A 25,051-nucleotide genomic window follows, 5' to 3' on the forward strand; every position below is an offset into this window, starting at 1 on the left:
GAACACCATGAGCTTTCTCAACTACGCACCAGCCCCTGAATCGACCGCGATCCTCAACCTGAAGAGCGAGTACGGCCTCTTCATCAACGGTGAATTCGTCGACGGACACGGCACGCCGTTCTCGACGATCTCCCCAGCGAACGAGAAGACGATCACCACGATCGCCTCGGCCAACGATGAGGACGTCGACCGCGCCGTCGCCGCCGCACGCAAGGCATACGACAAGACCTGGTCACGGATGAGCGGTTCCGATCGAGGCAAGTACCTCTTCCGGATCGCCCGCCTCGTGCAGGAGCGCGCCCGTGAGCTCGCCGTGGCCGAGAGCCTCGACAACGGCAAGCCCATCAAGGAGAGCCGCGACGTCGACGTGCCACTGGTCGCCGCGTGGTTCTTCTACTACGCCGGCTGGGCAGACAAGCTCGACTACGCCGGAGCGGGCGCCAACCCGGCGTCCCTCGGAGTCGCCGGGCAGATCATTCCGTGGAACTTCCCGCTGCTCATGCTCGCGTGGAAGATCGCGCCGGCGCTCGCCGCAGGCAACACCGTCGTGCTCAAGCCGGCCGAGACCACGCCGCTCACGGCGCTGCTCTTCGCTGAGATCCTTCAGCAGGCCGACCTGCCTCCCGGCGTCGTCAACATCATCACCGGCGCAGGAGCAACAGGATCAGCCCTCGTCAACCACACCGACGTCAACAAGATCGCGTTCACCGGATCGACGAACGTCGGCAGGGGAATCGCGAAGGCGATCGCAGGCACAGACAAGCGGGTCACCCTCGAACTCGGCGGAAAAGCAGCGAACATCGTCTTCGATGACGCGCCGATCGACCAGGCCATCGAAGGCATCGTCAACGGCATCTTCTTCAACCAGGGCCACGTCTGCTGCGCAGGCTCGCGACTGCTCGTGCAGGAGAACATCCACGACGAGGTCGTCGACCGGCTCAAGGAACGACTCTCGACCCTGCGCCTCGGAGACCCGCTCGACAAGAACACCGACATCGGCGCGATCAACTCCGCGGCCCAGCTCGAGCGGATCAAGACGCTGAGCGACGTCGGCGAGAGCGAAGGCGCCGAACGCTGGAGCCCCGACTGCGAACTCCCCTCCGACGGGTTCTGGTTCGCGCCGACCATCTTCACCAACGTGTCGACCAGCCACCGGATCGCCCGCGAAGAGGTCTTCGGACCGGTGCTCTCCGTGCTCACCTTCCGTACCCCGGCCGAAGCGATCGCCAAGGCGAACAACACACCATACGGGCTGTCTGCCGGCATCTGGAGCGACAAGGGCAGCCGCATCCTCGCGGTCGCGGACAAGCTCCGCGCCGGCGTGATCTGGGCGAACACGTTCAACCGCTTCGACCCGGCCAGCCCGTTCGGCGGATACAAGGAGTCAGGCTACGGACGCGAGGGAGGCCGCCACGGTCTCGCCGCTTACCTCAAGCCGGCCGGTTCGGCCCGCGCCGTCACCGCCGCGCCCTCCGCAGACATCACAGACACCGCTCTCACGACGCAGAAGGGAAGCGACAAATGAGCCGCCTCGCCGTTCCCAAGACCTACAAGCTCTACATCGGCGGAAAGTTTCCCCGCTCGGAGTCCGGTCGCACGTATGAAGTCGTGACGAAGAAGGGCGCGTTCCTCGCGAACGCCGCTCAGGCATCCCGCAAGGATGCCCGAGACGCGGTCGTTTCCGCACGCGGAGCGCTGTCTGGCTGGGCGAACGCCACCGCATACAACCGCGGCCAGGTGCTGTACCGCATCGCCGAACTTCTCGAAGGTCGCCGGGTGCAGTTCATCGACGAGATCGTGCAGTCCGAAGGGGTGTCGGCCGGTGCGGCAACCCGCCAGGTCGACGAGGCCATCGACCGCTGGGTCTGGTACGCCGGCTGGGCAGACAAGTACGTTCAGGTCACCGGCAACGCGAACCCGGTGTCCGGCCCGTATTTCAACCTCTCGGTGCCTGAACCGACCGGAGTCGTCGCCATCGTCGCGCCGCAGGACTCGTCGCTGCTCGGACTCGTCAGCGTCGTCGCACCCGCTCTCGTCGCGGGCAACACCGTCGTCGTGCTCGCCTCTGAGCGACTGCCGCTGTCGGCGATCAGCCTCTCGGAGGTGCTTGCAACGAGCGACGTCCCCGGCGGCGTCGTGAACATCCTCACCGGATCATCAGCCGAAGTCGCGCCGTGGCTTGCATCGCACGCCGACGTCAACGCCATCGACCTCACCGGCGCCGCCGCGCTCGACTGGGTCGACCTGGAGATCGCAGCGGCCGGGACGCTGAAACGCGTGATCCGCCCCGAGGGTGGGACGGATCTTGCGGCACCGAGCCTCGATCGGATCACGGCGTTGACGGAGACGAAGACGGTCTGGCACACGAAGAGCCTGATCTAGGTTTTACCGGGTGGGGCTGATGAGTGTCTGCTCCTCAGCTCAGACACTGAGTGCGTAGCGGGCCCTCCGGCCGCTGGCGGCCTCCGGACCCGCCACGCACTCAAAACTCGACACCCCGCAGACACTCATCAGCCCCACAGCTGGACGATCGTGCTCGTTCGCGCGAGGCAAACCTTCGGGTTGCCACACCGTCGCGCTGGCTCGGCCCTTCTCGTTCGTGCGGGGCTAGCGCGAGCGCCGCATTGCCGTGATGCCGACCGCGAGGCCCACGATCGCGAGGAGGGTTGCTGCGGTGAAACCCGCAAGCACATCCGGTGAGGCGAAGTCCCCGGCGAAGAGGGCTCTCGTCGCCGCCACCACGTGACTGATGGGGTTGAAGGCCGCAGCCACCTGCATCCACTGTGGCCCCTCCTCGATGGGAAGCAGCATCCCGGAGAGGATCATCAGCGGAAAGATCAGCGCCTGCTGGACCGCCCAGAACATCCAGTCCTTTGCACGACTCGCGAGGGCGAGCGCATAGCTCAACGCGCCGAACCCCATGCCGAAGATCGCGAGCAGAACGAGCGCCACCACGAGGCCTGCGACGTTCAGCCGGAAGCCGAATGGAATCGTGACCAACGCGATGACGGTTGCCTGCACGATGATCGGCACCATCTCCTTGAGCGCCCGGCCGATGAGTAACGCCGACCGCGCGATCGGCGCGACGAGGGTCCGTTCGTGCGAACCCGTCTGCATCTCGTACAGCAGGTTCGACCCGGTGGCGCTGGTTCCGAAGAGGGCGACCATGACGAGGATGCCGGGAACGAACCAGGCGAGAACGACGGGTGCCGGTTCGCCGGACGACCCGATCAGAAGCGGACCGAACAATCCGAGGAACACCACAGGCTGAAGCAGGCTGAAAATCAGCGAGAACGGGTCGTGCAGCACGGGCTGGAGCTCCCGGCGAAACACGTTCCACGTGTCGCGACCGACCTGGGGACGGGTGGAAGACAGTGCGATGGTCATGAGGACACCTCTGCATTCTGAAGCGGGGCCACGGGGCCGGGGCTGGCGGCGCTGTCGTCGCGCAGGCTGCGGCCGGTGAGCGCAAGAAAGACATCGTCGAGCGTGGGTTGGCGGAGGGATGCCGTGCGCGCAGGAATCCCGGCGGCGTCGAGATCGCGCAGCAGCCGGGGGAGCAGTCCGTCACCGTGCTCCACGGTGATGTCGATGCTGAGCGGGTCGGCAGCATCCGGGGCTGTCGTCGCGCCGGTGACAAGCGACCGGACGAGCTCCGCCGCGCGGCCCGCCTCGGACGGTGAGCTGAGTCCGAGGGTGATCACGTCCCCGGCGAGTCTGGATTTCAGCGCAGGTGCGGTGTCGTCCGCGATCATGCGACCCGAGTCCATCACCATAACCCGTTCGGCGAACTGGTCGGCCTCTTCGAGGTAGTGCGTCGTCACGAAGATCGTCGTGCCCTGTTCCCGGCGAAGGGTGAGGATGTGCTGCCACAGGTTCGCCCGGCTCTGCGGATCGAGCCCGGTCGACGGCTCGTCGAGAAAGAGGAGTTCGGGGGAGTGGACGAGGCCGAGGGCGATGTCCAGCCGGCGTTTCTGGCCGCCGCTGAGTCCGAGGACCGGTCGTTTTTCCAGTCCGGCGAGACCGAGGGACTCGATCAGCTCGTCGGCTCGCGCGACGGTCGCTGCCCGGGGCATGCCGTAGAACGCGCCCTGGCTGAGCAGTTCGTCCCTGACCCGGTGGTTGTGGCCGGCGCTGTTGCCCTGTCCGATGTATCCGATCCGGGAACGGACGTCTGCGGGTTGGCGCTGGATGTCGAATCCGGCGACGGTTGCCGTTCCTTCGGTCGGCGGCAGCAGGGTGGTGAGCATGCGGAGACTGGTCGACTTTCCCGCTCCGTTCGGACCGAGGAAGGCGACCAGTTCGCCCCGCTGAACGTCGATGGTGAGGTCGGTGACGGCATCCGTCGTGGTCTTTTTGACCCGGAACCGTTTGGTGAGGTTCGTCGTTGAAATCATGGTGTCGTTCGTCATGGGAGCAAGGTTAGAAGCCATACAGGTCGTTTTCTGTCCTCATTGCGAGGAAGAATGAGGTCATGTCTCACACCACCTCGAGAGCCCTCGAACTGCTGACGCTCCTGCAGACCCACCGGCACTGGCCCGGCCCCGAACTGGCCGGGCGGCTGGGCGTGACCGCGCGCACGCTCCGCCGCGACATCGAGCGGCTGCGCGAGCTGGGATACACGGTCACAGCCACCCGCGGATCGATCGGCGGATACCAGCTCGAAGGCGGCGCAGACATGCCTCCCCTTCTCCTCACCGACGATGAAGCGGTCGCCCTCGCCATCGGACTCCGGTCGTATGCGACCGAAGGAATCGACGACGGCGAACTCACCGCGCTCACCGCCCTGGCGAAGCTCGAACAGTTGTTGCCGCCCGAGCTCCGCCGGCGGGTCAATGCGCTCGCCGACGTCCAGCCGATGCGGCGCCCCGATGTGCCCCGTGTGCCCGCAGACCTGCTCGGCCAGCTCGCTCTCGCCTGCCGCGACCGCGACCGCATCCGGTTTCACTACCAGGCTCGCAACGGAGCAGAATCGGAGCGACTGGTCGAACCGCATTCGATCGTGTCGAGCTCGCGGTATTGGTTTCTCGTCGCCTGGGACCTCGATCGCGACGCGTGGCGCACGTTCCGGGTGGACCGGACGAGCCGCTTCTTCAATACGAGGGTTCGCGGGCCGGAACGCACCCTCCCGGCCGAGGACGCGGCCGAGTTCATCCAGGCCGCGGTCTCCTCCCTCGACGAGGTCAGGCAGACCGCGGATGTGGTGATGGAGCTTTCACTCGACGCGATGACCACCCGATTCGGTCCCTGGTCGGAAGGCGCAACGGCCGAGGGTGAAAACGCGACCAGGTGGCCGATCGGCGGAGACTCCTGTGAGGCGATGATCGGGGCTCTGGCATGGGTTGAAGACGGGGTCGAGTACCGCATCGAGGGAAACCCGGAATTCTCTCGGTTCGTCGACGAGGCAGCCAGGCGGATGCTCCGCGCCACGTCGCCCGCGACGGCAGGTACTTCCGGTGCCGCTGTTCCCTGACACACGACGGCGGTTTGAATTTGATACCCCCGGGGGGTATGGTTGAGTCGACGCTCGAAGCGCCGAAAGGACGTCATGCCGGAGAACACCGCAACACTCGACATCGCAGGAATGACCTGCGCCAGCTGCGTGGCCCGGGTTGAGAAGCGTCTCACGCGTCTCGATGGCGTCACAGCTGAGGTCAACCTGGCGACCGAGAAAGCCCGGGTCAGCTACCCGGACGCGATCTCTGCCGACGAGCTGCTTGCCGCCGTTGCATCGGCCGGGTACTCAGCAACGCTCGAACCGGACCCCGCCCGAGCAGGCGAAACGCGTGCTGACGTGCCGCCGGCCGACGGGTCGCCGGGGACCGGGTTGCGGACCCGCCTGCTCGTCAGCGCCATCCTCAGCCTGCCCGTCATCCTTCTGGCCATGGTCCCCGCCTGGCAGTTCGACAACTGGCAGTGGCTCTCGCTCACGCTTGCGGCCCCGGTCGTGGTCTGGGGCGGTTACCCATTCCACCGGTCGACCGTTGTCAATCTGCGCCACGGCACGCTGACCATGGACACCCTCATCACGTTGGGCACCGGCGCCGCCTTCCTCTGGTCGCTCTGGGCACTCTTCTTCGGCACGGCCGGGATGACGGGCATGACCCACGAATTCCGGCTCTTCACGCCGGATGCCGATGCGACAAGCTCCATCTACCTGGAGGTCGCCGCCGGTGTCACCGTCTTTCTGCTTCTCGGGCGTTACATCGAACACCGATCGAAGCGGTCAGCCGGCGACGCGCTTCGAGCGCTGCTCGAGCTCGGAGCGAAGGACGTCACCGTGCTGCGCGACGGATCGGCATCCGAAGTCACCATTCCAATCGGAGACCTCGCAGTCGGCGATCTCTTCGTCGTGCGGCCAGGAGAGACCATCGCAACAGACGGTGTCGTCGAATCGGGTGCAGCCGCCGTCGACCTGAGCATGCTGACGGGGGAGTCGCTGCCCGTCGATGTCGCCGCCGGGGACACCGTCACCGGCGCAACGATCGCCCGAGGGGGCCGACTTCGCGTGCGAGCCACCCGGGTGGGCGGCGAAACACGGCTCGCCCAGATCGCCAGACTCGTCGAGGGCGCCCAGCTGGGCAAGGGGGAGGTACAGCGTCTCGCAGACCGCATCTCAGCGGTGTTTGTTCCTGTCGTTCTCGTGCTTTCCGCGCTCGTACTGCTCGCGTGGGTGCTGACGGGTAATCCGGTGGCGTCCGGCTTCACTGCGGCCGTCGCCGTGCTCATCATCGCCTGCCCGTGTGCCCTCGGACTGGCCACTCCGGTGGCGCTGCTCGTTGGCACGGGTCGCGGCGCGCGATCCGGGATCCTCATCACAGGCCCGGAAGCACTCGAACAATCGCGCGACATCGACACCGTGGTGCTCGACAAGACAGGAACCCTCACGACCGGGCTGATGACCCTGGAATCGGTAACCGCGACAGACGCCGCAGCGCTGCTGCGTGCCGCATCGCTCGAAGCGGCATCCGAGCATCCTCTGGCGAGAGCCATCGTGGCCGGAGCAGACGCGGGAGCGCTGCGTCCCGTCACCGACTTCACTGCAGATGCGGGGCTCGGAGTCACGGGCATCGTCGATGGAGTTTCCGTCGTCGTCGGGCGCCCCCGCTACGCCGCCGAGCACGGCTGCGCATTGCCCGCCGACCTCGCCGCCGTCGTGACGGCTGCCGAAGCCGCGGGGTCGACCGCTGTCGTGGTCGGCTGGGACGGCCAGGTTCGCGGCGTCCTCGAGGTCTCCGACCGCCCGCGACCCGAAGCGCGCGCGGCCGTCGCGCGCCTCCGGGCGATCGGACTGACCCCCGTGCTCCTCACCGGCGACAACGAGCGCGCCGCCAGGAGCGTCGCTGCCGCTGTCGGCATCGACCGCGTGATCGCCGAAGTGCTTCCGGAGCAGAAAGCGCAGGAGATCCGCCGCCTGCAGGCGGCCGGGTCGCGTGTCGCGATGGTCGGAGACGGCGTGAACGACTCGGTCGCTCTGGCGACGGCCGACCTGGGCATCGCGATGGGTGCGGGATCGGATGCCGCCATCTCGGCCGCAGACATCACCCTCGTGCGCAACGACCTCGGCGGCATCGCGGACGCAATCGTGTTGTCACGCCGCACACTCGGCACGATCAGGGGCAACCTGTTCTGGGCGTTCGCCTACAACGTCGCCGCTCTTCCCCTGGCCGCCTTCGGCCTGCTGAACCCGATGGTCGCCGGAGCGGCGATGGCCTTCTCGAGCGTTTTCGTCGTGCTCAACAGCCTTCGCCTGCGCCGTTTCCGGACCGGGTCCTGACCGCGCACCACGCCGGGGACGAGTTCCACAGGAACCGCGGGCTCCGATGCCCTAGAATGGCTGTGCGCCCGCTTTTCCCGGTGCGTCGATCCGCCTGAGTCATTAGCGTTGATCGGCCATCGATCCAGCGCCCGCATGTCTCGGCCACCGGCATCCGCCTGGCCATTCGACTGCTCAGGAGGAGCATGCCGTACACCGGTACACGCCGTTCATCCGGTCGCCAGACCACTCGTGGCTCTTCGGGGTCCCGCAGCTCTCAGTCGCGATCGTCCGGATCGCGCCACGACGACGAAGCCCCCATCATCCCGATCCTCGCGCGCAAGGTGCGTGAGGTCGAGGCGAAGGCCCAGAAGGGCAAGGTCGGTCCGACCAACCGGACCAAGTTCCAGGTCATCGCCTTTCTCGTCCGCGAGGAACGCGCCAAGGTCAAAGCAGACAAAGAGATGAGCGACGCCGTTCGGGTCGAGTTGCTGAAGCGCCTCGACGGTGTCGCCACCATCCTCGCGAAGACGGCGGCACGCGACACGTCTCTGATCACCCTCCTCGAAGCGGATGCCGCCACGACGCCGGTCGCGCAAAAACTGCGCAGGGACTGGTTGCTCGAGTCCGGTGCTGAGCTCAGCCCAGACGAACTCATCATCACGACGAGCAAACCCGCGGTTGAACCGGTCGTTCCGGCCGAACTCGCGGAGAAGCAGGTCATCCCGCAGTCCGTGAAGTCCCGACTGCTCGCCAACCCGTTCCTCGCCCCCGACCTCGACCAACCCCTCCCGCAGGCACCGAGCCGCGGACGGCTCGGCAACTGGGAGCTCATGGGCCCGCTCTACAAGGCCTTCGAGCAGGGTTCAGGAGGCCGTGCGGCCAGCATGGACCTTCCCGAGGCGCCGAAGATCGACCGGTTGTCGCCGAAGAGCCTCGAAATCATGAGGCATCAGGCCCGTTTCGTCGAGTCGGTACGGGATGGGCATCGCACCTTCCTGCTCGCCGACGAGCCCGGGCTCGGCAAGACGGCTCAGTCCGTTCTTGCAGCATCCGTCGCCAACGCCTACCCGCTCCTGGCGGTCGTCCCCAACGTGGTCAAAATGAACTGGGCTCGTGAGGTCGAACGCTGGACTCCGAACCGGCGCGCCACCGTCGTGCACGGGGACGGGCGCGACCTCGACGCCTTCGCCGATGTCGTCATCGTCAACTACGAGGTGCTCGATCGCCACCTGGCCTGGCTCGGAACTCTCGGGTTCAAGGGCATGGTCGTCGACGAAGCCCACTTCATCAAGAACATGCACTCCCAGCGTTCGCAGCATGTGCTGTCGCTCGCCAACCGCATCCGCAAGCAGACGCCTGGCGGCAACCCGCTGCTCATGGCCCTCACCGGAACGCCCCTGATCAACGACGTCGAGGACTTCAACGCCATCTGGCAGTTCCTGGGTTGGACCCAGGGCGACAAGCCAGCACCGGCATTGATGGAGAAGCTCGAGGAGACCGGACTCACTCCGGCCGATCGGGAGTTCTATCCCGAGGCTCGCAGCGCCGTCATCGACATGGGCATCGTTCGGCGACGCAAGGTCGACGTGGCCAAGGACCTGCCGTCGAAGATGATCGCAGACATGCCGGTCGAACTCGACGACGACCTCGGACGCTCCATCCGCGACGCTGAGCGCGAACTCGGTGCCCGGCTGCTGGCCAAATACCGGCGGATCATCGACGCCCGCGGCGAACGTGCGTCGTTCGCCGGTGCACCCGACACCGACATCATGCGCCTTGTCGCGCAGGGAGAGCTCGACGAGGCCAAAGCCTCAGGCGGTGCTGAGAATGTGTTCACCATGGTGCGCAAGATCGGTCAGGCCAAGGCCGTACTCGCATCCGACTACACCGCCCAGCTCGCCCACTCCGTCGGCAAGGTGGTCTTCTTCGCGAAGCACATCGACGTCATGGATACGGCGGAGCAGGTCTTCGCCGGTCGCGGTCTGCGCACCGTCTCGATTCGAGGCGACCAGTCGACCCCTGCGCGCCAGCTCGCCATCGACGCGTTCAACAACGACCCTGAGGTCGCTGTCGCCGTCTGTTCGCTCACCGCAGCGGGCGTCGGCCTCAACCTGCAGGCCGCGTCGAACGTCGTCCTCGCCGAGCTCAGCTGGACTGCAGCCGAGCAGACGCAGGCCATCGACCGGGTCCACCGGATCGGGCAGGAAGAGCCGGTGACCGCCTGGCGGATCATCGCAGCCCACACCATCGACGCGAAGATCGCCGAGCTCATCGACAGCAAGCACGGGCTGGCCGCTCGCGCTCTCGACGGCAGCGATCAGGATGTCACGTCGAGCGATTCGGTGCAGCTCAACGCGCTGATCGGGCTGCTGCGCGACGCTCTGGAGGCGTAGAGGTGGCGAAAGCGGCCGCAGCGAAGCCGGGCTTCACCCGCCCGGCGCTCGCCCCGGGCATCCTCGCTGCGATCGTGCTCTTCGTGGGAGTCGCGCTGATCGACAACACCTGGTTCATCGTCGTTCACTACGTCGTCGCCATCCTTGCCGTCATCGTCGCGTGGTTCGCGATTCAGGCGCGCATGTGGTGGTGGCTTTTCGTTCTCGTGCCCATCGTCGTGCTGTGGAACCCGATCTTCCCGCTCGGGCTGAGCGGCGTGGGCTGGATGTCGGCGCAACTTCTTGCACCGATCATCTTCGTCGCGGCCGGGGTGATGATCCGCGTCCCGACGCCCGAGGCCGAGGTGCGGCGCGCACGCTGACGCGATCGCTGAGGTTACGCGCCGGGTTCTGCCGTCAGTTCCTCTGCCTCTGCGGGGGTGTCTGCTTTCACCGACGGGTCGTCCGCGACCTTGTCAGCGTGCTCGCCGGTGTCATCGGCGACAGTTTCGCCACCAGCCGGGTCGTCAGCGACGATGTCGGCGTCCTGCGGAATCGTGAAGTCCGTGAGCGGATCGTTGCTCGGGGTGTTCTGGCTGTCAGTCTCGTTCGTCATTCTTCGAGGCTACGCCCCGGTGAGGAATACCGCTCCACCCTTGCGCCCGGGGTCGATCGACTAGGCGCCGAGAGCCGCCTTCACTGCGAGAAGTGACGGGTTCGTTGCCGTCGTTCCGTCGGGGTACACGACCGTCGGCACCGTCTGGTTGCCGCCGTTGACGCTCGCCACGTACTCAGCCGTCCCCGGTACCTCTTCGATGTTGACCTCGGTGTAGCCGATGCCGGCCTTGTCGAGCTGCGACTTCAGCCGGTTGCAGTAGCCGCACCACGTGGTCGAGAACATCGTGATCGTGCCGTCGGCGGGGACGAAATTCATAGGGGATGCAACCTTCTTCAGAGTTCGGAAATCGGGCCTGGATCGGTGTGGCCAGCAGAGTGGTCACGTCTCACGCTATTCTCGATGCAGCAACGACGCTGCTCCTTTCATTCCCCCAGGCTCCATTACGAGGAACTCGACCTATGAGAATTGGTGTGCTCACCAGCGGCGGCGACTGCCCCGGACTGAACGCTGTCATCCGTGGTGCCGTGCTGAAAGGTACGAAGATCCACAACCAGGAGTTCGTGGGAATCCGCGACGGGTGGAAGGGCGTCGTCGAAGGTCTGACGATGCCGCTCGACCGGCACAGCGTCCGTGGTCTGGGCAAGCAGGGCGGCACCGTTCTCGGAACCAGCCGCACCAACCCGTTCGAAGGGCCGCACGGCGGGCCGGAGAACATCCAGGCCACCCTCGACCGTCTCGGCATCAACGCCCTCATCGCCATCGGCGGAGAGGGAACCCTCGCCGCAGCGAAGCGGCTGACGGATGCCGGTCTCAAGATCGTCGGCGTTCCCAAGACGATCGACAACGACCTCGACGCCACCGACTACTCGTTCGGTTTCGACACCGCCGTCGAGATCGCCACCGAGGCGATCGACCGACTCCGCACCACCGGTGAGTCACACAAGCGCTGCATGGTCGTCGAAGTGATGGGCCGCCACGTCGGCTGGATCGCACTCCACGCCGGGATGGCTGCGGGAGCGCACGCCATCCTGATCCCCGAGCAGCCGCAGTCCGTCGACCAGATCTGCGCCTGGGCGAAGAGCGTGGGCGATCGTGGCCGCGCACCGGTGATCGTCGTCTCCGAAGGATTCACCCTCGACACGATGGAGTCGGCTCACTCCGAGAAGGGCCTCGACGCCTTCAACCGCCCGCGGCTCGGCGGAATCGCCGATGTTCTCGCGCCGATCATCGAGGAACGCACCGGCATCGAGTCGCGAGCGACCGTGCTCGGCCATCTCCAGCGCGGAGGCGTGCCCAGCGCATACGATCGCGTGCTCGCCACGCGCCTCGGCATGGCTGCGATCGACTCCGTCATGAACGAAGAGTGGGGCACCATGGTCGCTCTCCGAGGAACCGACCTCGTCAACGTGCCGTTCGCGGATGCCCTCGGTGGGTTGAAGACGGTTCCTCAGGATCGGTATGACGAGGCCGCCATACTTTTCGGTTAGGAACCGAGTGTGTCCAGCACCCACGCCAGCTCGTATGCCCGTTCACGCCACGCGTTGTAGCGACCGCTGACGCCGCCATGGCCGGCGCTCATCTCGATCTTGAGCTGCACAGGCGCACCGACCTCTCGTAGCCGTGCCACCCACTTCGCCGGTTCGACATAGAGCACCCGGGTGTCGTTGATGCTCGTCACTGCGAGGATCGGAGGGTATCGGATGCCGTCTCGAACGTTTTCGTACGGCGAGTACGACTTCATGTATGCGTAGACATCCGGGTCGGCGAGCGGGTTGCCCCACTCGTCCCACTCGATCACCGTGAGAGGGAGTTCCGGGTCGAGGATGCTCGTCAGCGGGTCGACGAATGGCACCCCGGCGAGGACGCCCGCGAACAGTTCGGGGGCGAGGTTCACAACCGCGCCCATCAGGAGACCGCCGGCGCTTCCTCCTTCGGCCACGAGGGCATCCGTCGTCGTATACCCGCTATCGACGAGGTGACGGGCGCAGGCGATGAAGTCGGTGAACGTGTTCTTCTTCGTGAGCGTCTTGCCATTCTCGTACCAGGCCCGCCCGAGCTCCCCGCCACCACGCACGTGGGCGATCGCGAAGGTCACGCCACGGTCGAGGAGGCTGAGCCTCGCGATCGACATCGCCGGATCCATGCTGGCCTCATATGACCCGTATCCGTAGAGCAGCAGAGGAGCAGGGCGAGGAGTTCCCCGTTTCCAGACGAGGGAGATCGGAACCCTTGTGCCGTCTTCTGCTGTCGCCCACTCGCGCGACTGTTCGTAGTCGTCGGGGGAGTAGCCGCCGAGAACAGGCTGCTGTTTGAGGACGGAGCGGTGCCCGGTCGCGACGTCGAGGTCGACCACGGTTGCGGGCGTCACCAGGGATCCGAACGAGATGCGCACGCCGGGTTGCGCCCACTCGGGGTTCGATCCCGTGCCGACCGTGTACAACGGTTCGTCGAAGTCGACCTCGCGGACGTCGATGTCCGCGAGGGAGCGGATGCCGTCGAGGCTGGCGATCGCGAGCCTCGACAACCCGTCCCGGCGGTAACCGAAGACGAGGTGACCGGCGAATGCCTCCACATCCTCGAGTCGGACGTCGTCGCTGTGTGCGCGCACGACGGTGGCGTCGTCCGGGCCGGTGCCGACGGCATCCGGTGTGACGGCAACGAGTTCGAAGTTGGGGGCTTCGGCGTTGTGCAGCACGAGCAGTACGTCGTCTCCGTCGATGACCGCGTGTTCGACGGAGTACTCGACTCCGTCGCGGCGGGGCCAGACCATGCGGGGATCGGATTCCGGGGCGGCGGCGTCGATGAGGTGCCATTCACTCGTCACGCTCGACCCGGCGACGATCACGAGGTAGCGGGAGCTCCTGGTCACCCCGACCCCCAGCCAGAATCGCTCGTCCTCCTCGCTGAAGACGACGACATCCTGTTCCCGGCCGGTGCCGATGCGGTGCCGCCACACCGTGTCCGGCCGCCAGGACTCGTCGACCGTCGTGTAGAAGATGAACTCGCCGTCGGGGGAGAACACGGCGCCGTGTGAGGTGTTCTCGATCTCGTCGGCGAGGTTCTCACCGGTGGTGAGGTCCCGAACGCGGAGTGTGTACCGCTCGTCGCCGCGCACATCGATGGCGAACGCCAACCGGCGTCCGTCCCGCGACACGTCATACGACCCGAGGGAGAAGAAGTCGTGGCCATCGGCCTCGGCGTTGGCGTCGAGCAGGACCTGTTCCCCTGGCACGGGCACGCCCGGTTCGAGAACTGGAGGCGCCCAGTCGTCCTCCCGCGAGATCGGGGCGCGGCAGTGCACGCCGTACTCCTGTCCTTCGATGCTCCGGCCGTAGTACCACCAGTCGCCCTCCCGCACCGGCACACTGAGGTCGGTTTCGAGTGTCCTGTCCTTGATCTCGGCGAAGATCGATTCGCGGAGCCCGGCCAGGTGTGCGTTCTGCTGTTCTGTGAAGGCATTCTCTGCCTCGAGGTGAGCGAGAACCTCCTCGCTGTCTTTCTCGCGCAGCCACTCGTAGTCGTCGATGACGGTGTCGCCGTGGTGGATTCGAGTGGTCGGGTGCTTCGCCGCGCGGGGCGGAGTGGGGAGAGCCATGCCCCAACGCTACCGGCGTAGGGTCGAGCTATGAGCACTCTTCCCTCACTCACTCTGAACGACGGTTCCTCCCTGCCTGCCATCGGCTTCGGGACCTACCCGATGACCGGTGCGGAAGCAACGGACGCCGTCACCTCGGCACTCGACGTCGGCTACCGGCTGATCGACACCGCCGTCAACTACGGCAACGAAGACGCCGTCGGCCGCGCGATCGCCGAGAGTGCCGTCCGGCGTGATGAGATCGTTGTCACCACCAAACTGCCCGGCCGCGATCACGGCTACGACGAGACGATGCGGTCGTTCGATGCCTCGTGCGAAGCGCTCGGCCTCGACCGAATCGACCTGTACCTCATCCACTGGCCCAACCCGAGTGTCGGCCGGTATGCCGACTCCTGGAAGGCGATGGTCGAGCTTCAGAAAGACCACCGCGTCCGCTCCATCGGCGTCTCGAACTTCACGCGGGAGTTCCTGCAGCGGCTCGGTGCCGAAACCGGTGTGCTCCCCGCGGTCAACCAGATCGAACTTCACCCGTACTTTCCGCAGGAGGCGCTTCTCGCCTTCCACGCCGAGCACGGAATCGTCACGGAAGCGTGGAGCCCACTCGGCAAGCGGGCCGCCCCGTATGCGGAGCCGGTTGTGGCAGAGATCGCCGCCGCACACGACATCAGCCCCAGCCAGGTCGTGCTCCTGTGGCACCTGCAGCGCGGAGTGGTCCCGATCCCGAAATCCGGCGACCCGGAGCGTCAGCGCTCGAACTTCGATCTCCCTCCCGTCGAGCTGACCGCTGACGAGATCGCGGCCGTCACAGCCCTCGGCCGAGCAGACGGGCGTCTGTTCGGCGGAGACCCGAATACTCACGAAGAGATGTAGCCGTCTCCTAGGCTGGGGGAATGGCGCTCACGCAGAGAACACCTTCCCGCTCGACGACGGCTCGCCTGCGCGGTGCGCTCGTGCTCCTGTTCGGGGTGCTGATCGCCGGGGTCCTCACCGTTCCTGCTGCGGCGCACGCGAGCGGCATCCGGTCTGACGTCTCCGACTTCACCTTCAGCTCCTTCGACGGCCAATACACACTCGGGCAGGATGCCGACGGACACTCCACACTCGTGGCCGTCGAAACGTTCGTGGCCGAATTCCCGGACTTCGATCAGAACAAAGGGATCATCCGTGCCATCCCAGAGGGATATCTCGGGGTCGACCTGCACACCGAGATCGTGTCGGTGACGGATGCCGACGGCAACCCGGTGGAGTACGACGACGATTCGACCGAGGACGGCTACATCCAGCTGGCGCTCGGTACCGACGATTACGTCCGCGGCAGCCAGACGTACCTCATCGAATACACCCAGCGGGATGTCGTCCGGGCGTTCGCAGACACTGACGCTGACGAGTTCTACTGGGATGCGCCTGGCGTCGGCTGGGACCAGCCGTTCGCCGAGGCGACGATGCGGGTGCTCGTGCCCGAGGAGCTGGCCGGCTCGCTCACCGGCGCAGCCGAGTGTTACACCGGTGCGCAGGGGTCCACCGACAGCTGTGAACTCGACGAATCGGAGTCGGGGGGCTTCACTGAATTCAGTTCACCCGCGCTCGCTCTGGAGCCGCGGGAGAACATCAGCCTCGCAATCGCTTTCGAGTCCGGCACATTCGAGACGCCCGAGATCCCGGCCACCTGGCCGATCTTCACCGTCGTGCCTGCCGGTATCGCCGGGGTCGGCGTGCTCGCGCTGATCGCCGCATTCGTCTCGAGGAGCAGGTCCACCCGTGACGCGGAGGGCCGCGGTGTAATCGTGCCGCAGTACACCGTGCCGAAGGGTCTCGACATCTTCGTGGCGGCCGACCTCATCGGAAAGACCGCGCATGCGATGCCTGCGCTTCTGGTCAGTCTCGCTGTCCGACGGAACCTCCGGATCCTCGACGACGGTGAATCGAGCGGGATGTTCTCGTCGAAACGTGAGTACAGGCTGCAGTTCCTCACCGACGCGGGGGCATCCGCTGCCGACCGCTCGGTGCTCATCGATCTGTTCCTGCCGGGACTGCGGCCGGGATCGATCAAAGACCTCAGCGCGACAGACACCGTGCTCGCCAAGGCCGTTCAGGCGAGAGCAGCCGGGGCGCCAGGGGCCTCCATCAGCGCGGGGTACCGGGTGAAGCGGTCGGTCAGCGGAGCCGGCTGGTATCTCGCTCTCGCAGCGACGGTCTTCGTCGTCGTTCTCGCCCTGTTCATCGCCGCTCTGGCTACCTACGGCATGAACGCCTGGGTCGGACTCGGCTTTGCCGCTTCCGTCGTGGCGCTCATCGGAACGGGCATCGCCGTGTGGCCGCGTAATGCGCTCACCGAAAGCGGAGCCGAGATGCGGGACTACCTGCTCGGCCTGCGGAACTACCTCGCGCTCGCCGAGAAGGACCGGATCGCCATGCTGCAGAGTCCGACCGGAGCCGAACGCGTGAGCGTCGACGATGAGGTGAACCCGGGAGACACCCTGCAAATGGTGTCGTTCTACGAGAAACTGTTGCCGTTCGCCGTGCTCTGGGGCATCGACAAGGAGTGGGCGGAAGAACTCGGGCGCTACTACGAACAGACGGGGACGAGCCCGGACTGGTATTCCAGTCCGACCGGTTTCTCCTCCTACGCGTTCGCGTCGTCGATGAGCACCTTCACGACCTCGTCCGGATCGTCGACGCCCTGGTCGGCGAGTGCGACAGCGTCGAGCTCAGGCGGTTCGGGCGGCGGCGGGTTCTCGGGCGGAGGCGGCGGGGGCGGAGGAGGCGGCGGACGCTGAGCGGATCGGCCGCGGGGCCCGGCCCGAGTTGACGCATCAGGCGAGGGGTGTAAGTATCAGTGTGGCCTCCTCAACTGGCAACCCTGCTTCTCTGAACTCCCGGTGAATTTCTCGGGCGATCCGTGTGCGCGGGGGAGTCCCGACTCAGAGAATTATGCCGTTGGATATCACCCTCGTTATCGTGCTCGTCATTGCACTAGCCCTCTTCTTCGACTTCACCAACGGATTCCACGACACCGCGAACGCGATGGCAACACCCATCGCGACCGGTGCCATGAAGCCCAAAGTCGCCGTCGGTGTTGCGGCGATTCTCAATCTCGTCGGCGCTTTCCTGTCGACGGAGGTAGCCAAGACGATCTCAGGCGGCATCATCCGCGAAGGGGACGACGGGGTCCTCATCACTCCCGAACTGATCTTCGCCGGCCTCATCGGCGCAATCGTCTGGAACATGCTGACCTGGCTGCTCGGCCTGCCGTCCAGCTCGTCCCACGCTCTCTTCGGCGGACTGATCGGCGCAGCCCTGGTCGGAGCCGGACTGAACGCGATCGACTTCGGCGTCCTGATGTCGAAGGTCATCCTCCCCGCCGTCCTTGCTCCCCTCACCGCCGGTCTGATCGCGTTCATCGCCACGAAACTCGCGTACAGTGCCACCCGGCGCTACGACAACAAGCCGGATGGCCGCTCCGGGTTCCGGTACGGGCAGATCTTCTCCTCCTCCCTCGTCGCCCTCGCGCACGGCACGAACGACGCGCAGAAGACGATGGGTGTCATCACTCTCGCCCTCATCTCGGTGAACCTTCAGGCCCCGGGTGACGGAGTCCAGTTCTGGGTCGTCGTGGTCTGCGCCCTCGCGATCGCGCTCGGCACCTACGTCGGCGGCTGGCGCATCATCAAGACCCTCGGCACGGGACTCACCGACGTGAAGCCCGCACAGGGGTTCGCAGCGGAGACGAGCACTGCGGCCACCATCCTCGCCTCGAGCCACCTCGGTTTCGCGCTCTCGACCACCCAGGTCGCCTCCGGTTCGGTCATCGGCTCAGGCCTGGGGCGACGCGGATCGACGGTGCGCTGGAAGACCGCAGGCCGTATCGGCATCGGTTGGCTGCTGACCCTTCCTGCCGCCGGGATCGTCGGAGCACTCGCCGCACTCGTCGCCCACCTCGGCACCTGGGGCGTTCTCATCGACGCCGCCGTCGGAATCGGCACGATCCTGTTCATCTTCCTCTGGTCGCGGCGTGACGCCGTCGGTCACCACAACGTCGTCAGCGAGGTGGCGGCATCCGGTGAGGCGGTCGTCATCGCTCCCGAACCCGAGTCCAAGAAGGTGGCCAAGTGATCGACTGGATGGCTTTCGTCATCGTGCTGGTGTCTGCCCTCGTCGGCACCGTCGTCGTCGTCGGCTTCTATTCATTTGGGGTCAGACTGCTCGTTCGGGCCGGGAGGGTCCCGGTCGTGAGCCCGGCCACATTCACGGATGCCATCACGGTGCTCACCCCAGCCGAGATCAGGTCAGCGGAGAAGAAGGCGGCGAAGGCCGCGCGGAAGAATCCGCTCAGCGCTGGGCAGAAGAACGTCGCTCTCGCGGGCGCGTACAGCTGCTTCTCGCTCTGCGCCATCGCCGTGCTCTACGGCATCTACCTCATCGTTCCGGCCCTTCACGGCGGCGGCTGACCGCCAGGACACCCCTGTGATGACGAAACGGCGCAGACCCCTCGGGTCAGCGCCGTTTCGTGTCGAGCCCTGGAGGTCAGTCGGTACCTCGGAGTCGGCCGAGCACGTTCATCACGTGGTAGATCACGATGGCCGCGACCGTGCCGAGGGCGATGCCGTTGAAGATGACGTCGCCGAACTGCCAGGTGTAATTGGCGATGCCGATGATCAGCGCGGTTGCCGCCGTGAACTGGTTCTTCGGCCTGGAGAAGTCGACCTTGTTGTCAAGCCAGATCTTCACGCCGATGATTCCGATGAGCCCGTACAGTGCCGTGGTGATCCCGCCGAGGACTCCGGGCGGAATCGTATTGATCAGCGCGCCGATCTTGGGTGAGAGGCCGAGAAGAATCGCGAAGATCCCGGCGATCCAGTACGCGGCGGTCGAATAGATGCGGGTGGCAGCCATCACGCCGATGTTCTCGCCGTACGTGGTGGTCGCCGACCCGCCGCCGAAGCCCGCGACAACGGTGGCAAGTCCGTCGGCGAAGAGGCCGCGACCGGTGAGTTTATTGATCGACTGGTCGTCGGTCATCTGGGCGACACCGCGGATATGTCCGACGTTCTCGGCGACAAGAACGAGCACCACAGGCAGGAATGCGGGCAGGACGGCCCACAGGGCGGGATTGGTGAAGGGGTTCGCCGGGCTGTTGAACTCGGGCAGGCCCACCCACGCGGCCTCGTGGAACGCGTCGAAGTTCACTTCGCCGAGCAGGACGGCGGCGACGTAGCCGACGATCACGCCGAGCAGGATCGACATCCGACCGAGGATGCCACGGAACAGAACGGATGACAGCACGACGGCTGAGAGGGTGATGGTCGCGGTGAGAGGCGCCTTCTGGAAGTTGTCCCAGGCAGCAGGGCCGAGGTTGAACCCGATCAGGGCAACGATCGCGCCGGCCACGACCGGCGGCATGAGCGCGTTGATCCAGCCGATGCCGGTCAACTGCACGAGCAGACCGACGAGCGCGAGCAGGATGCCGACGACGACGATGCCGAAGAGAGCGCTTCCCATGCCCTGCGCGGTCGTCGCGACGGTGATCGGTGCGATGAAGGCGAACGACGAACCGAGGTAGCTGGGCAGACGATTCCGGGTGATGAGGAGAAACAGGATCGTCCCGATGCCGGAGAAGAGCAGCGTCGTCGACGGGGGGAAGCCGGTGAGGATGGGCACCAGGAAGGTCGCACCGAACATCGCGACGACGTGCTGCGCACCGAGCCCGATCATCCTCGGCCAGGTCAGCCGTTCGGCGGGTCCGACGACCTCGAGGGCGCCGACGGTTTTTCCGTCGCCGTGCAGTGTCCAGGGCAGGGCCATGTGAGCCTCTTTCGTGACGGGGGATCAGACGGGAGTCCTCCGATACCGTACCGACATTCGCGGCGGCGCGCCGACCGGCATCCGGCTGGCAATATGCTGGAAGCTGCGCGCCGCGTGGGTATCCGTTGGCGTCGAATCCCGCACATTCTCTTCGGAAGGTCCCCGAGTGGCATCCACATCTGCGCCGACAGTCAAAAACAGGATCGACGGCTACTTCGAGATCACCAAACGGGGATCCACGTTCAGCGGTGAGGTGCGCGGCGGTGTCGTGACCTTCGTGGCGATGGCGTACATCGTCATCCTCAACCCGATCATCCTGTCTGGCGGCACAGACATCGACGGCAACACCCTGGGCTTCGCTCAGCTCTCGGCCGTCACCGCCCTGACCGCCGGAGTGATGACGATCCTCTTCGGCGTCATCGCCCGCCTGCCGTTCGCGTTCGCAGCCGGACTCGGCATCAACTCGTTCCTCGCGTTCAGCGTCGTCGGCCAGGTGACCTGGCAGGAGGCGATGGGACTCGTCGTCATCAACGGCCTCCTCATCGTGCTGCTCGCAGCCACCGGGCTGCGCCGTCTCATCTTCGAAGCCGTCCCGATCCAGCTCAAGATCGCGATCACGGTCGGCATCGGCCTGTTCATCGCTTTCATCGGTTTCGTCAACGCCGGGCTGGTCACCTCCACCGGGCAGTCGTCCCCTCCTGTCGGGCTCGGAACCGACGGCTCGGTGGCCACACTGCCGACGATCGTCTTCGTCCTCACCCTCCTTCTCACCGGCGTCCTCGTCGCCCGCAAGGTCAAGGGCGCGCTGCTCATCGGCATCCTCGTTGGCACGGTCATCGCGCTCATCGCCGAAGCACTCTTCCCGGTCGGAGCGTCGAACGGCGGCGAGAACCCGGGCGGCTGGAGCCTCTCGGTTCCCGCGCTGCCCAGCCAGATCTTCAGCGTGCCCGACCTCAGCCTCATCGGCCAGTTCAACTTCGGCAGCTTCGAGCGGATCGGTGTGCTCGCCGCACTCATGCTCGTCTTCACCCTCGTCTTCACGAACTTCTTCGACGCCATGGGAACCATGACCGGGCTGAGCAAAGAGGCCGGTGTCGCCGACGAGAAGGGCAACTTCCCCCGCCTGAAGTCAGCTCTCATCGTCGAGGGCGTCGGCGCCGTCGCCGGGGGAGCAGCCTCCGCGTCGTCGAACACCGTCTTCATCGAGTCGGGCGCCGGTATCGGCGAGGGAGCCCGTACCGGTTTCGCCAACCTCATCACCGGCGTGCTGTTCGTGCTGGCCATGTTCCTCACCCCGCTGACGAGCATCGTCCCGAGCGAGGTCGCCTCTGCCGCCCTCGTCATCGTGGGCACGCTGATGATGTCGCAGATCCGCGACATCGAGTGGTCCGAATTCTCGATCGCGCTGCCCGTGTTCCTCACGGTGACGGTCATGCCGCTCACCTATTCGATCGCGAACGGCATCGGTGCGGGGTTCATCGCCTGGGTCGTTCTCCGCTCGCTGAGCGGCAAGGCGCGCGGTATCAGCCCGCTGCTCTGGGTGGTCGCCGTCGGCTTCCTCATCTACTTCGCGCGTGGCCCGATCGAGGCACTGCTCGGCTGATGCGGCATCGGTGGTGCTGGCTAGGCTGGGCGCATGTCTGTTCAGCTTGGTCAGTATCCTCCGGCACGACAGGTGATCGTTCACCTCAGCGACACCCATTTTCTCGCCGGCGGCGCTCTCCTCCACGGCGGCGTCACGACGGAGTCGAACCTGGAACGGGCCCTCATGCAGGTCGAGGCGACCGGCATCCGCCCGTCTGCTCTGGTCTTCACCGGCGACCTCACCGACCTCGGCGAAACGGATGCATACGCGCGGCTCCGCGAGCGCGTCGAGCCGGTCGCTGAGCGACTGGGTGCCGAGCTCATCTGGCTCATGGGCAACCATGACGAACGCGGGCCGATGCGTCGCGAACTGCTGCGGCAGGACGCATCCGATGGCCCCATCGATCAGGTCTGGGATCTCGGAGGCCTGCGGTTCATCGGACTCGATTCGAGCGTGCCTGGGTTCCACCACGGTGAGCTCGACGATGCCCAGCTGGAGTGGCTCGCCACCGAGCTGGCGACCCCGGCGGAGTTCGGAACCATTGTGGGCCTCCACCACCCCCCTGCGCCTGCACCTCAGCCCCTGTTCGATCTGCTCGAGCTCCGTGACCAGTCGCGGCTGGCGTCTGTGCTGGCCGGAACGGACGTTCGGGCCATTCTCGCCGGCCACCTCCACTATGCGATGCACGCGGCGTTCGCCGGCATCCCGGTGTCTGTCGCTGCAGCGACCTGTTACACGATGAACCTGTCGAACCCGTCCCGTGCCACCAACGGCATGAACGGCGGGCAGTCGTACAACCTCGTGCATGTGTACGACGACAGCATCACCCACGCGGTGGTGCCGATCGGGGACTTCCAGACGGCAGACAACTTCACCGCTGAGTTCATCGCCGAGATGGAGGCGCTGAGCCCCGAACAGCGGGTGGAGGCGTTCTCCCGCAAGCGCTGAACCGTCACCCACCGTCGAGTCCGCAGTAGTGGCGCATAAGGCTTGAGTTTTTTCAACTGCTGCTCCGCTCTCGGTGAGCGGAGGACGAGAATCCTGCGCGCTCGGTGATGAACGGACGGCGATCCACGGACAGGTCGTCGCTGGTGACGCGCACCACTCGCCAGCCGTGCTCTTCGAACCGCTCCCGACGGGCGATATCGCTTCGGAACCTGCGCGGGTCCGTGCGGTGGTGTTTTCCCTATTCGAGGAGCACCATGCGCTCCGGGTAGGCGAGGTCCGGGGTTCCGAGCCAGGTACCGGATGCTGAATCGATCGTCCGGTTGACGACCGGGTCTGGCATCACCTGCTCGATCAGGAGGAGCCGCAGGTGGGTCTCCGGTCTCGAACCGACGCCGGTGCAGACGCGGCTTGCCGCCCATTCGAGGTTTCGACGTCCGCGCACGCCCGGTGACGATTCGACGGTGGCTCGGAGGTCGTCTCGGCTCAGCAGTGACGCGAGGTCCCAGGTCTCCACCGGGTCAACGACGGGCACGTCTGCTGCTGCCCACAGTTTTCGGCGGAGCGTGAACCGGTGGCCGGCGACGCCGCGGGCGCGGGGCGGCTGATGGCCGGGAAGGACGGTGACGAGCAGCCGGGCGTGCCAGCGCCTGGCTGGAGGCTACTCCCAGCCGGTAACCCGCATGTCCGCCATACTGGCTCGCCCACCCGAGTCGTCTGCCAGTCTGGCCACTCCCTGACCACCGCGGACGGAGTAAAGTCGGTGGAGTCCCGCCACAAGCAACGACAAGGCAATGGAGCCAGAGTGAGACTCATCACGCCCGCCAACCGCGGACTCGAGGTAGAACCACAGGAACAGGGGTCACACGTGACGTCAGAGGGAAGAACCCGAACGGAGACCGACTCGCTCGGTTCCCTGGAAATCCCGGCAGACGCGTATTGGGGCATCCATACCGCGCGTGCGCTGGAGAACTTCCCGATTTCGAAGCGGCCCATCTCGGTCTACCCGGCCCTCATCGTCGCACTCGCCGGCGTGAAGCAGGCCGCAGCCAGAACCAACGTCGATCTCGGCGTGCTCAGTGGCGAGAAGGGCGCGTACATCGACCAGGCCTGCCAGAAGATCATCGACGGCGAGTTCCACGAGGAGTTCGTCGTCGGCGTGATCCAGGGCGGGGCGGGAACGTCGACCAACATGAACGCGAACGAGGTGATCACCAACATCGCTCTCGAGCTCGCCGGTCGCCCGAAAGGTGACTACGCCTACATCTCGCCGATCGATCACACGAACCGCAGCCAGTCGACGAACGACGTCTACCCGACGGCGATCAAGATCGCACTGTCGTTCTCCTTGCAGACGCTTCTCGATGAACTGGCGCTCCTGCAGGATTCGTTCTCGCGCAAGTCGGCCGAATTCAGGCACGTGCTCAAGGTGGGCAGGACCCAGCTGCAGGATGCCGTACCGATGACGCTCGGCCAGGAATTCCACGGCTTCGCAACCACCCTCGGAGAAGACCATGCGCGCCTCACCGAAACCCGGTGGCTGCTCGCCGAGATCAACCTCGGTGCCACCGCGATCGGCACCGGCATCACGGCGGACCCGCGCTACGCGGCGGCCGTGGTCGCCCACCTCAACCGGATCACCGGACTGACCTGCGAGACCGCGCCCGATCTGATCGAGTCGACGAGCGATGCCGGCGGGTTCATGTCGTTCAGCGGAACGCTCAAGCGGTCGGCGATCAAGCTGTCGAAGATCTGCAACGATCTGCGCCTGCTCTCCAGCGGACCGCAGGCCGGTTTCGGTGAGATCAACCTGCCCCCGGTGCAGGCCGGCTCGAGCATCATGCCCGGAAAGGTGAATCCCGTCATCCCCGAGGTCGTGAACCAGGTGGCGTTCTCCGTCGTCGGGGCGGACATGACCGTCACCATGGCGGCGGAGGCCGGGCAGCTGCAGCTGAACGCCTTCGAGCCGGTGATCGCCCACTCGCTGTTGCAGAGCATCACCTGGATGGCTCAGGCCTGCCACACGCTCCGCATCAACTGCATCGACGGGATCACCGCGAACGAAGAACGCCTCGAAACCATGGTCGGCTCGTCCGTCGGCGTCATCACTGCGCTGACCCCGTTCATCGGCTACTCGGCCGCAGCGGCGCTGGCAAAGACGGCGTTGCTCACCCGGAGGAACATCGCCGACCTCGTCGTCGAGTCCGAGCTGATGACACGGGACGAGGTCACCCGTCAGCTGTCACCGGCCCGGCTGTCCGGGCTGGAGTCGATCACGACAGCCATCCCGATTCTCGACGGAACCGTCGAGGAGAGCCAGGACGGCGAGGTCCATACCAGCGTTGAGGGCAGTGGCCAGCCGTGACCGGTCAGG

Annotated in this window: 21 protein-coding genes; 14 read left to right on the forward strand and 7 right to left on the reverse strand. The window is 66.0% G+C overall.

The window, feature by feature from the left end:
* The first annotated feature begins 7 nt into the window (after window positions 1-7).
* Together IWX78_RS13630 and IWX78_RS13635 are read left to right on the forward strand one after the other, a co-directional pair.
* Window positions 8-1,525 carry an aldehyde dehydrogenase family protein gene (locus IWX78_RS13630; RefSeq protein ID WP_196834110.1) on the forward strand — a complete coding sequence of 506 codons (1,518 nt, stop codon included), beginning with the start codon at window positions 8-10 and terminating at the stop codon, window positions 1,523-1,525.
* Complete coding sequence (locus IWX78_RS13635) at window positions 1,522-2,382, forward strand: aldehyde dehydrogenase family protein (protein WP_196834111.1); 861 nt, start codon at window positions 1,522-1,524, stop codon at window positions 2,380-2,382. Before IWX78_RS13630 ends, IWX78_RS13635 begins: the two co-directional genes overlap by 4 nt.
* A gap of 225 nt (window positions 2,383-2,607) precedes the next feature.
* On the opposite strand, the gene IWX78_RS13640 is transcribed toward IWX78_RS13635, so the two are convergent.
* A complete protein-coding gene (locus IWX78_RS13640) occupies window positions 2,608-3,387 on the reverse strand; it encodes an ABC transporter permease (RefSeq protein ID WP_196834112.1) in 780 nt (259 codons plus the stop codon).
* The gene (locus IWX78_RS13645) at window positions 3,384-4,412 is read right to left on the reverse strand and encodes an ABC transporter ATP-binding protein (RefSeq protein ID WP_334684744.1); all 1,029 of its coding nucleotides are present in this window, start codon (window positions 4,410-4,412) and stop codon (window positions 3,384-3,386) included. The genes IWX78_RS13640 and IWX78_RS13645 overlap by 4 nt, the downstream gene beginning before the upstream one ends.
* 62 nt (window positions 4,413-4,474) lie before the next feature.
* Between IWX78_RS13645 and IWX78_RS13650 the strand changes: the two genes are divergently transcribed.
* The 4 genes from IWX78_RS13650 to IWX78_RS13665 all read left to right on the forward strand — a co-directional run bounded on the left by IWX78_RS13650 (window position 4,475) and on the right by IWX78_RS13665 (window position 10,514).
* On the forward strand, window positions 4,475-5,473 hold the full coding sequence (locus tag IWX78_RS13650) for a helix-turn-helix transcriptional regulator (protein WP_196834113.1): 999 nt from the start codon (window positions 4,475-4,477) through the stop codon (window positions 5,471-5,473).
* 75 nt (window positions 5,474-5,548) lie between these two features.
* Window positions 5,549-7,777, forward strand: coding sequence for a heavy metal translocating P-type ATPase (locus IWX78_RS13655; protein ID WP_196834114.1), 2,229 nt, complete (start codon window positions 5,549-5,551; stop codon window positions 7,775-7,777).
* A 185-nt stretch (window positions 7,778-7,962) separates the two neighbouring features.
* The gene (locus IWX78_RS13660; protein WP_196834115.1) at window positions 7,963-10,152 is read left to right on the forward strand and encodes a DEAD/DEAH box helicase; all 2,190 of its coding nucleotides are present in this window, start codon (window positions 7,963-7,965) and stop codon (window positions 10,150-10,152) included.
* 2 nt (window positions 10,153-10,154) lie between these two features.
* Window positions 10,155-10,514, forward strand: a complete 360-nt coding sequence (locus tag IWX78_RS13665) for a DUF6804 family protein (protein WP_196834116.1) — start codon at window positions 10,155-10,157, stop codon at window positions 10,512-10,514.
* A gap of 14 nt (window positions 10,515-10,528) precedes the next feature.
* Here IWX78_RS13665 and IWX78_RS13670 read toward each other — a convergent pair whose 3' ends face one another.
* Entirely contained in the window at window positions 10,529-10,747 is a 219-nt protein-coding gene (locus IWX78_RS13670) for a hypothetical protein (RefSeq protein ID WP_196834117.1), read from the reverse strand.
* Between the two features lie 60 nt (window positions 10,748-10,807).
* Window positions 10,808-11,065, reverse strand: a complete 258-nt coding sequence (locus IWX78_RS13675) for a mycoredoxin (protein WP_196834119.1) — start codon at window positions 11,063-11,065, stop codon at window positions 10,808-10,810.
* Between the two features lie 143 nt (window positions 11,066-11,208).
* Between IWX78_RS13675 and IWX78_RS13680 the strand changes: the two genes are divergently transcribed.
* The gene (locus IWX78_RS13680; RefSeq protein ID WP_196834121.1) at window positions 11,209-12,237 is read left to right on the forward strand and encodes a 6-phosphofructokinase; all 1,029 of its coding nucleotides are present in this window, start codon (window positions 11,209-11,211) and stop codon (window positions 12,235-12,237) included.
* Here IWX78_RS13680 and IWX78_RS13685 read toward each other — a convergent pair.
* Window positions 12,234-14,345, reverse strand: coding sequence for a S9 family peptidase (locus tag IWX78_RS13685; RefSeq protein ID WP_196834123.1), 2,112 nt, complete (start codon window positions 14,343-14,345; stop codon window positions 12,234-12,236). The two genes, IWX78_RS13680 and IWX78_RS13685, sit on opposite strands and share 4 nt — an antisense overlap.
* 30 nt (window positions 14,346-14,375) lie before the next feature.
* Between IWX78_RS13685 and IWX78_RS13690 the strand changes: the two genes are divergently transcribed.
* The 4 genes from IWX78_RS13690 to IWX78_RS13705 all read left to right on the forward strand — a co-directional run bounded on the left by IWX78_RS13690 (window position 14,376) and on the right by IWX78_RS13705 (window position 18,793).
* Window positions 14,376-15,215, forward strand: coding sequence for an aldo/keto reductase (locus tag IWX78_RS13690; RefSeq protein ID WP_196834124.1), 840 nt, complete (start codon window positions 14,376-14,378; stop codon window positions 15,213-15,215).
* Window positions 15,216-15,235: 20 nt separating this feature from the next.
* Window positions 15,236-17,122 carry a DUF2207 domain-containing protein gene (locus IWX78_RS13695; protein WP_196834125.1) on the forward strand — a complete coding sequence of 629 codons (1,887 nt, stop codon included), beginning with the start codon at window positions 15,236-15,238 and terminating at the stop codon, window positions 17,120-17,122.
* A gap of 160 nt (window positions 17,123-17,282) precedes the next feature.
* Window positions 17,283-18,458 (forward strand): inorganic phosphate transporter, encoded by a 1,176-nt coding sequence (locus IWX78_RS13700; RefSeq protein WP_334684745.1) that lies wholly within the window; start codon window positions 17,283-17,285, stop codon window positions 18,456-18,458.
* Complete coding sequence (locus tag IWX78_RS13705; RefSeq protein ID WP_334684746.1) at window positions 18,455-18,793, forward strand: peptidase; 339 nt, start codon at window positions 18,455-18,457, stop codon at window positions 18,791-18,793. The genes IWX78_RS13700 and IWX78_RS13705 overlap by 4 nt, the downstream gene beginning before the upstream one ends.
* A gap of 76 nt (window positions 18,794-18,869) precedes the next feature.
* Here IWX78_RS13705 and IWX78_RS13710 read toward each other — a convergent pair whose 3' ends face one another.
* Window positions 18,870-20,147: a uracil-xanthine permease family protein gene (locus tag IWX78_RS13710; protein WP_196834129.1), complete on the reverse strand. Its 1,278-nt coding sequence runs from the start codon at window positions 20,145-20,147 to the stop codon at window positions 18,870-18,872.
* A gap of 166 nt (window positions 20,148-20,313) precedes the next feature.
* Here IWX78_RS13710 and IWX78_RS13715 point away from each other — a divergent pair, with 166 nt between their 5' ends.
* Window positions 20,314-21,750, forward strand: a complete 1,437-nt coding sequence (locus tag IWX78_RS13715; RefSeq protein ID WP_196834131.1) for an NCS2 family permease — start codon at window positions 20,314-20,316, stop codon at window positions 21,748-21,750.
* Between the two features lie 33 nt (window positions 21,751-21,783).
* Window positions 21,784-22,680 (forward strand): metallophosphoesterase, encoded by an 897-nt coding sequence (locus IWX78_RS13720; protein WP_196834132.1) that lies wholly within the window; start codon window positions 21,784-21,786, stop codon window positions 22,678-22,680.
* 238 nt (window positions 22,681-22,918) lie between these two features.
* Here IWX78_RS13720 and IWX78_RS13725 read toward each other — a convergent pair whose 3' ends face one another.
* The gene (locus tag IWX78_RS13725) at window positions 22,919-23,212 is read right to left on the reverse strand and encodes a hypothetical protein (protein WP_196834134.1); all 294 of its coding nucleotides are present in this window, start codon (window positions 23,210-23,212) and stop codon (window positions 22,919-22,921) included.
* Between the two features lie 333 nt (window positions 23,213-23,545).
* Here IWX78_RS13725 and IWX78_RS13730 point away from each other — a divergent pair, with 333 nt between their 5' ends.
* Entirely contained in the window at window positions 23,546-25,042 is a 1,497-nt protein-coding gene (locus IWX78_RS13730; RefSeq protein ID WP_334684751.1) for an aspartate ammonia-lyase, read from the forward strand.
* The last annotated feature ends 9 nt before the right edge of the window (window positions 25,043-25,051 follow it).

Origin of the sequence: Mycetocola sp. CAN_C7 (assembly GCF_015752285.1) — a bacterium.
GTDB lineage: Bacteria > Actinomycetota > Actinomycetes > Actinomycetales > Microbacteriaceae > Mycetocola_A.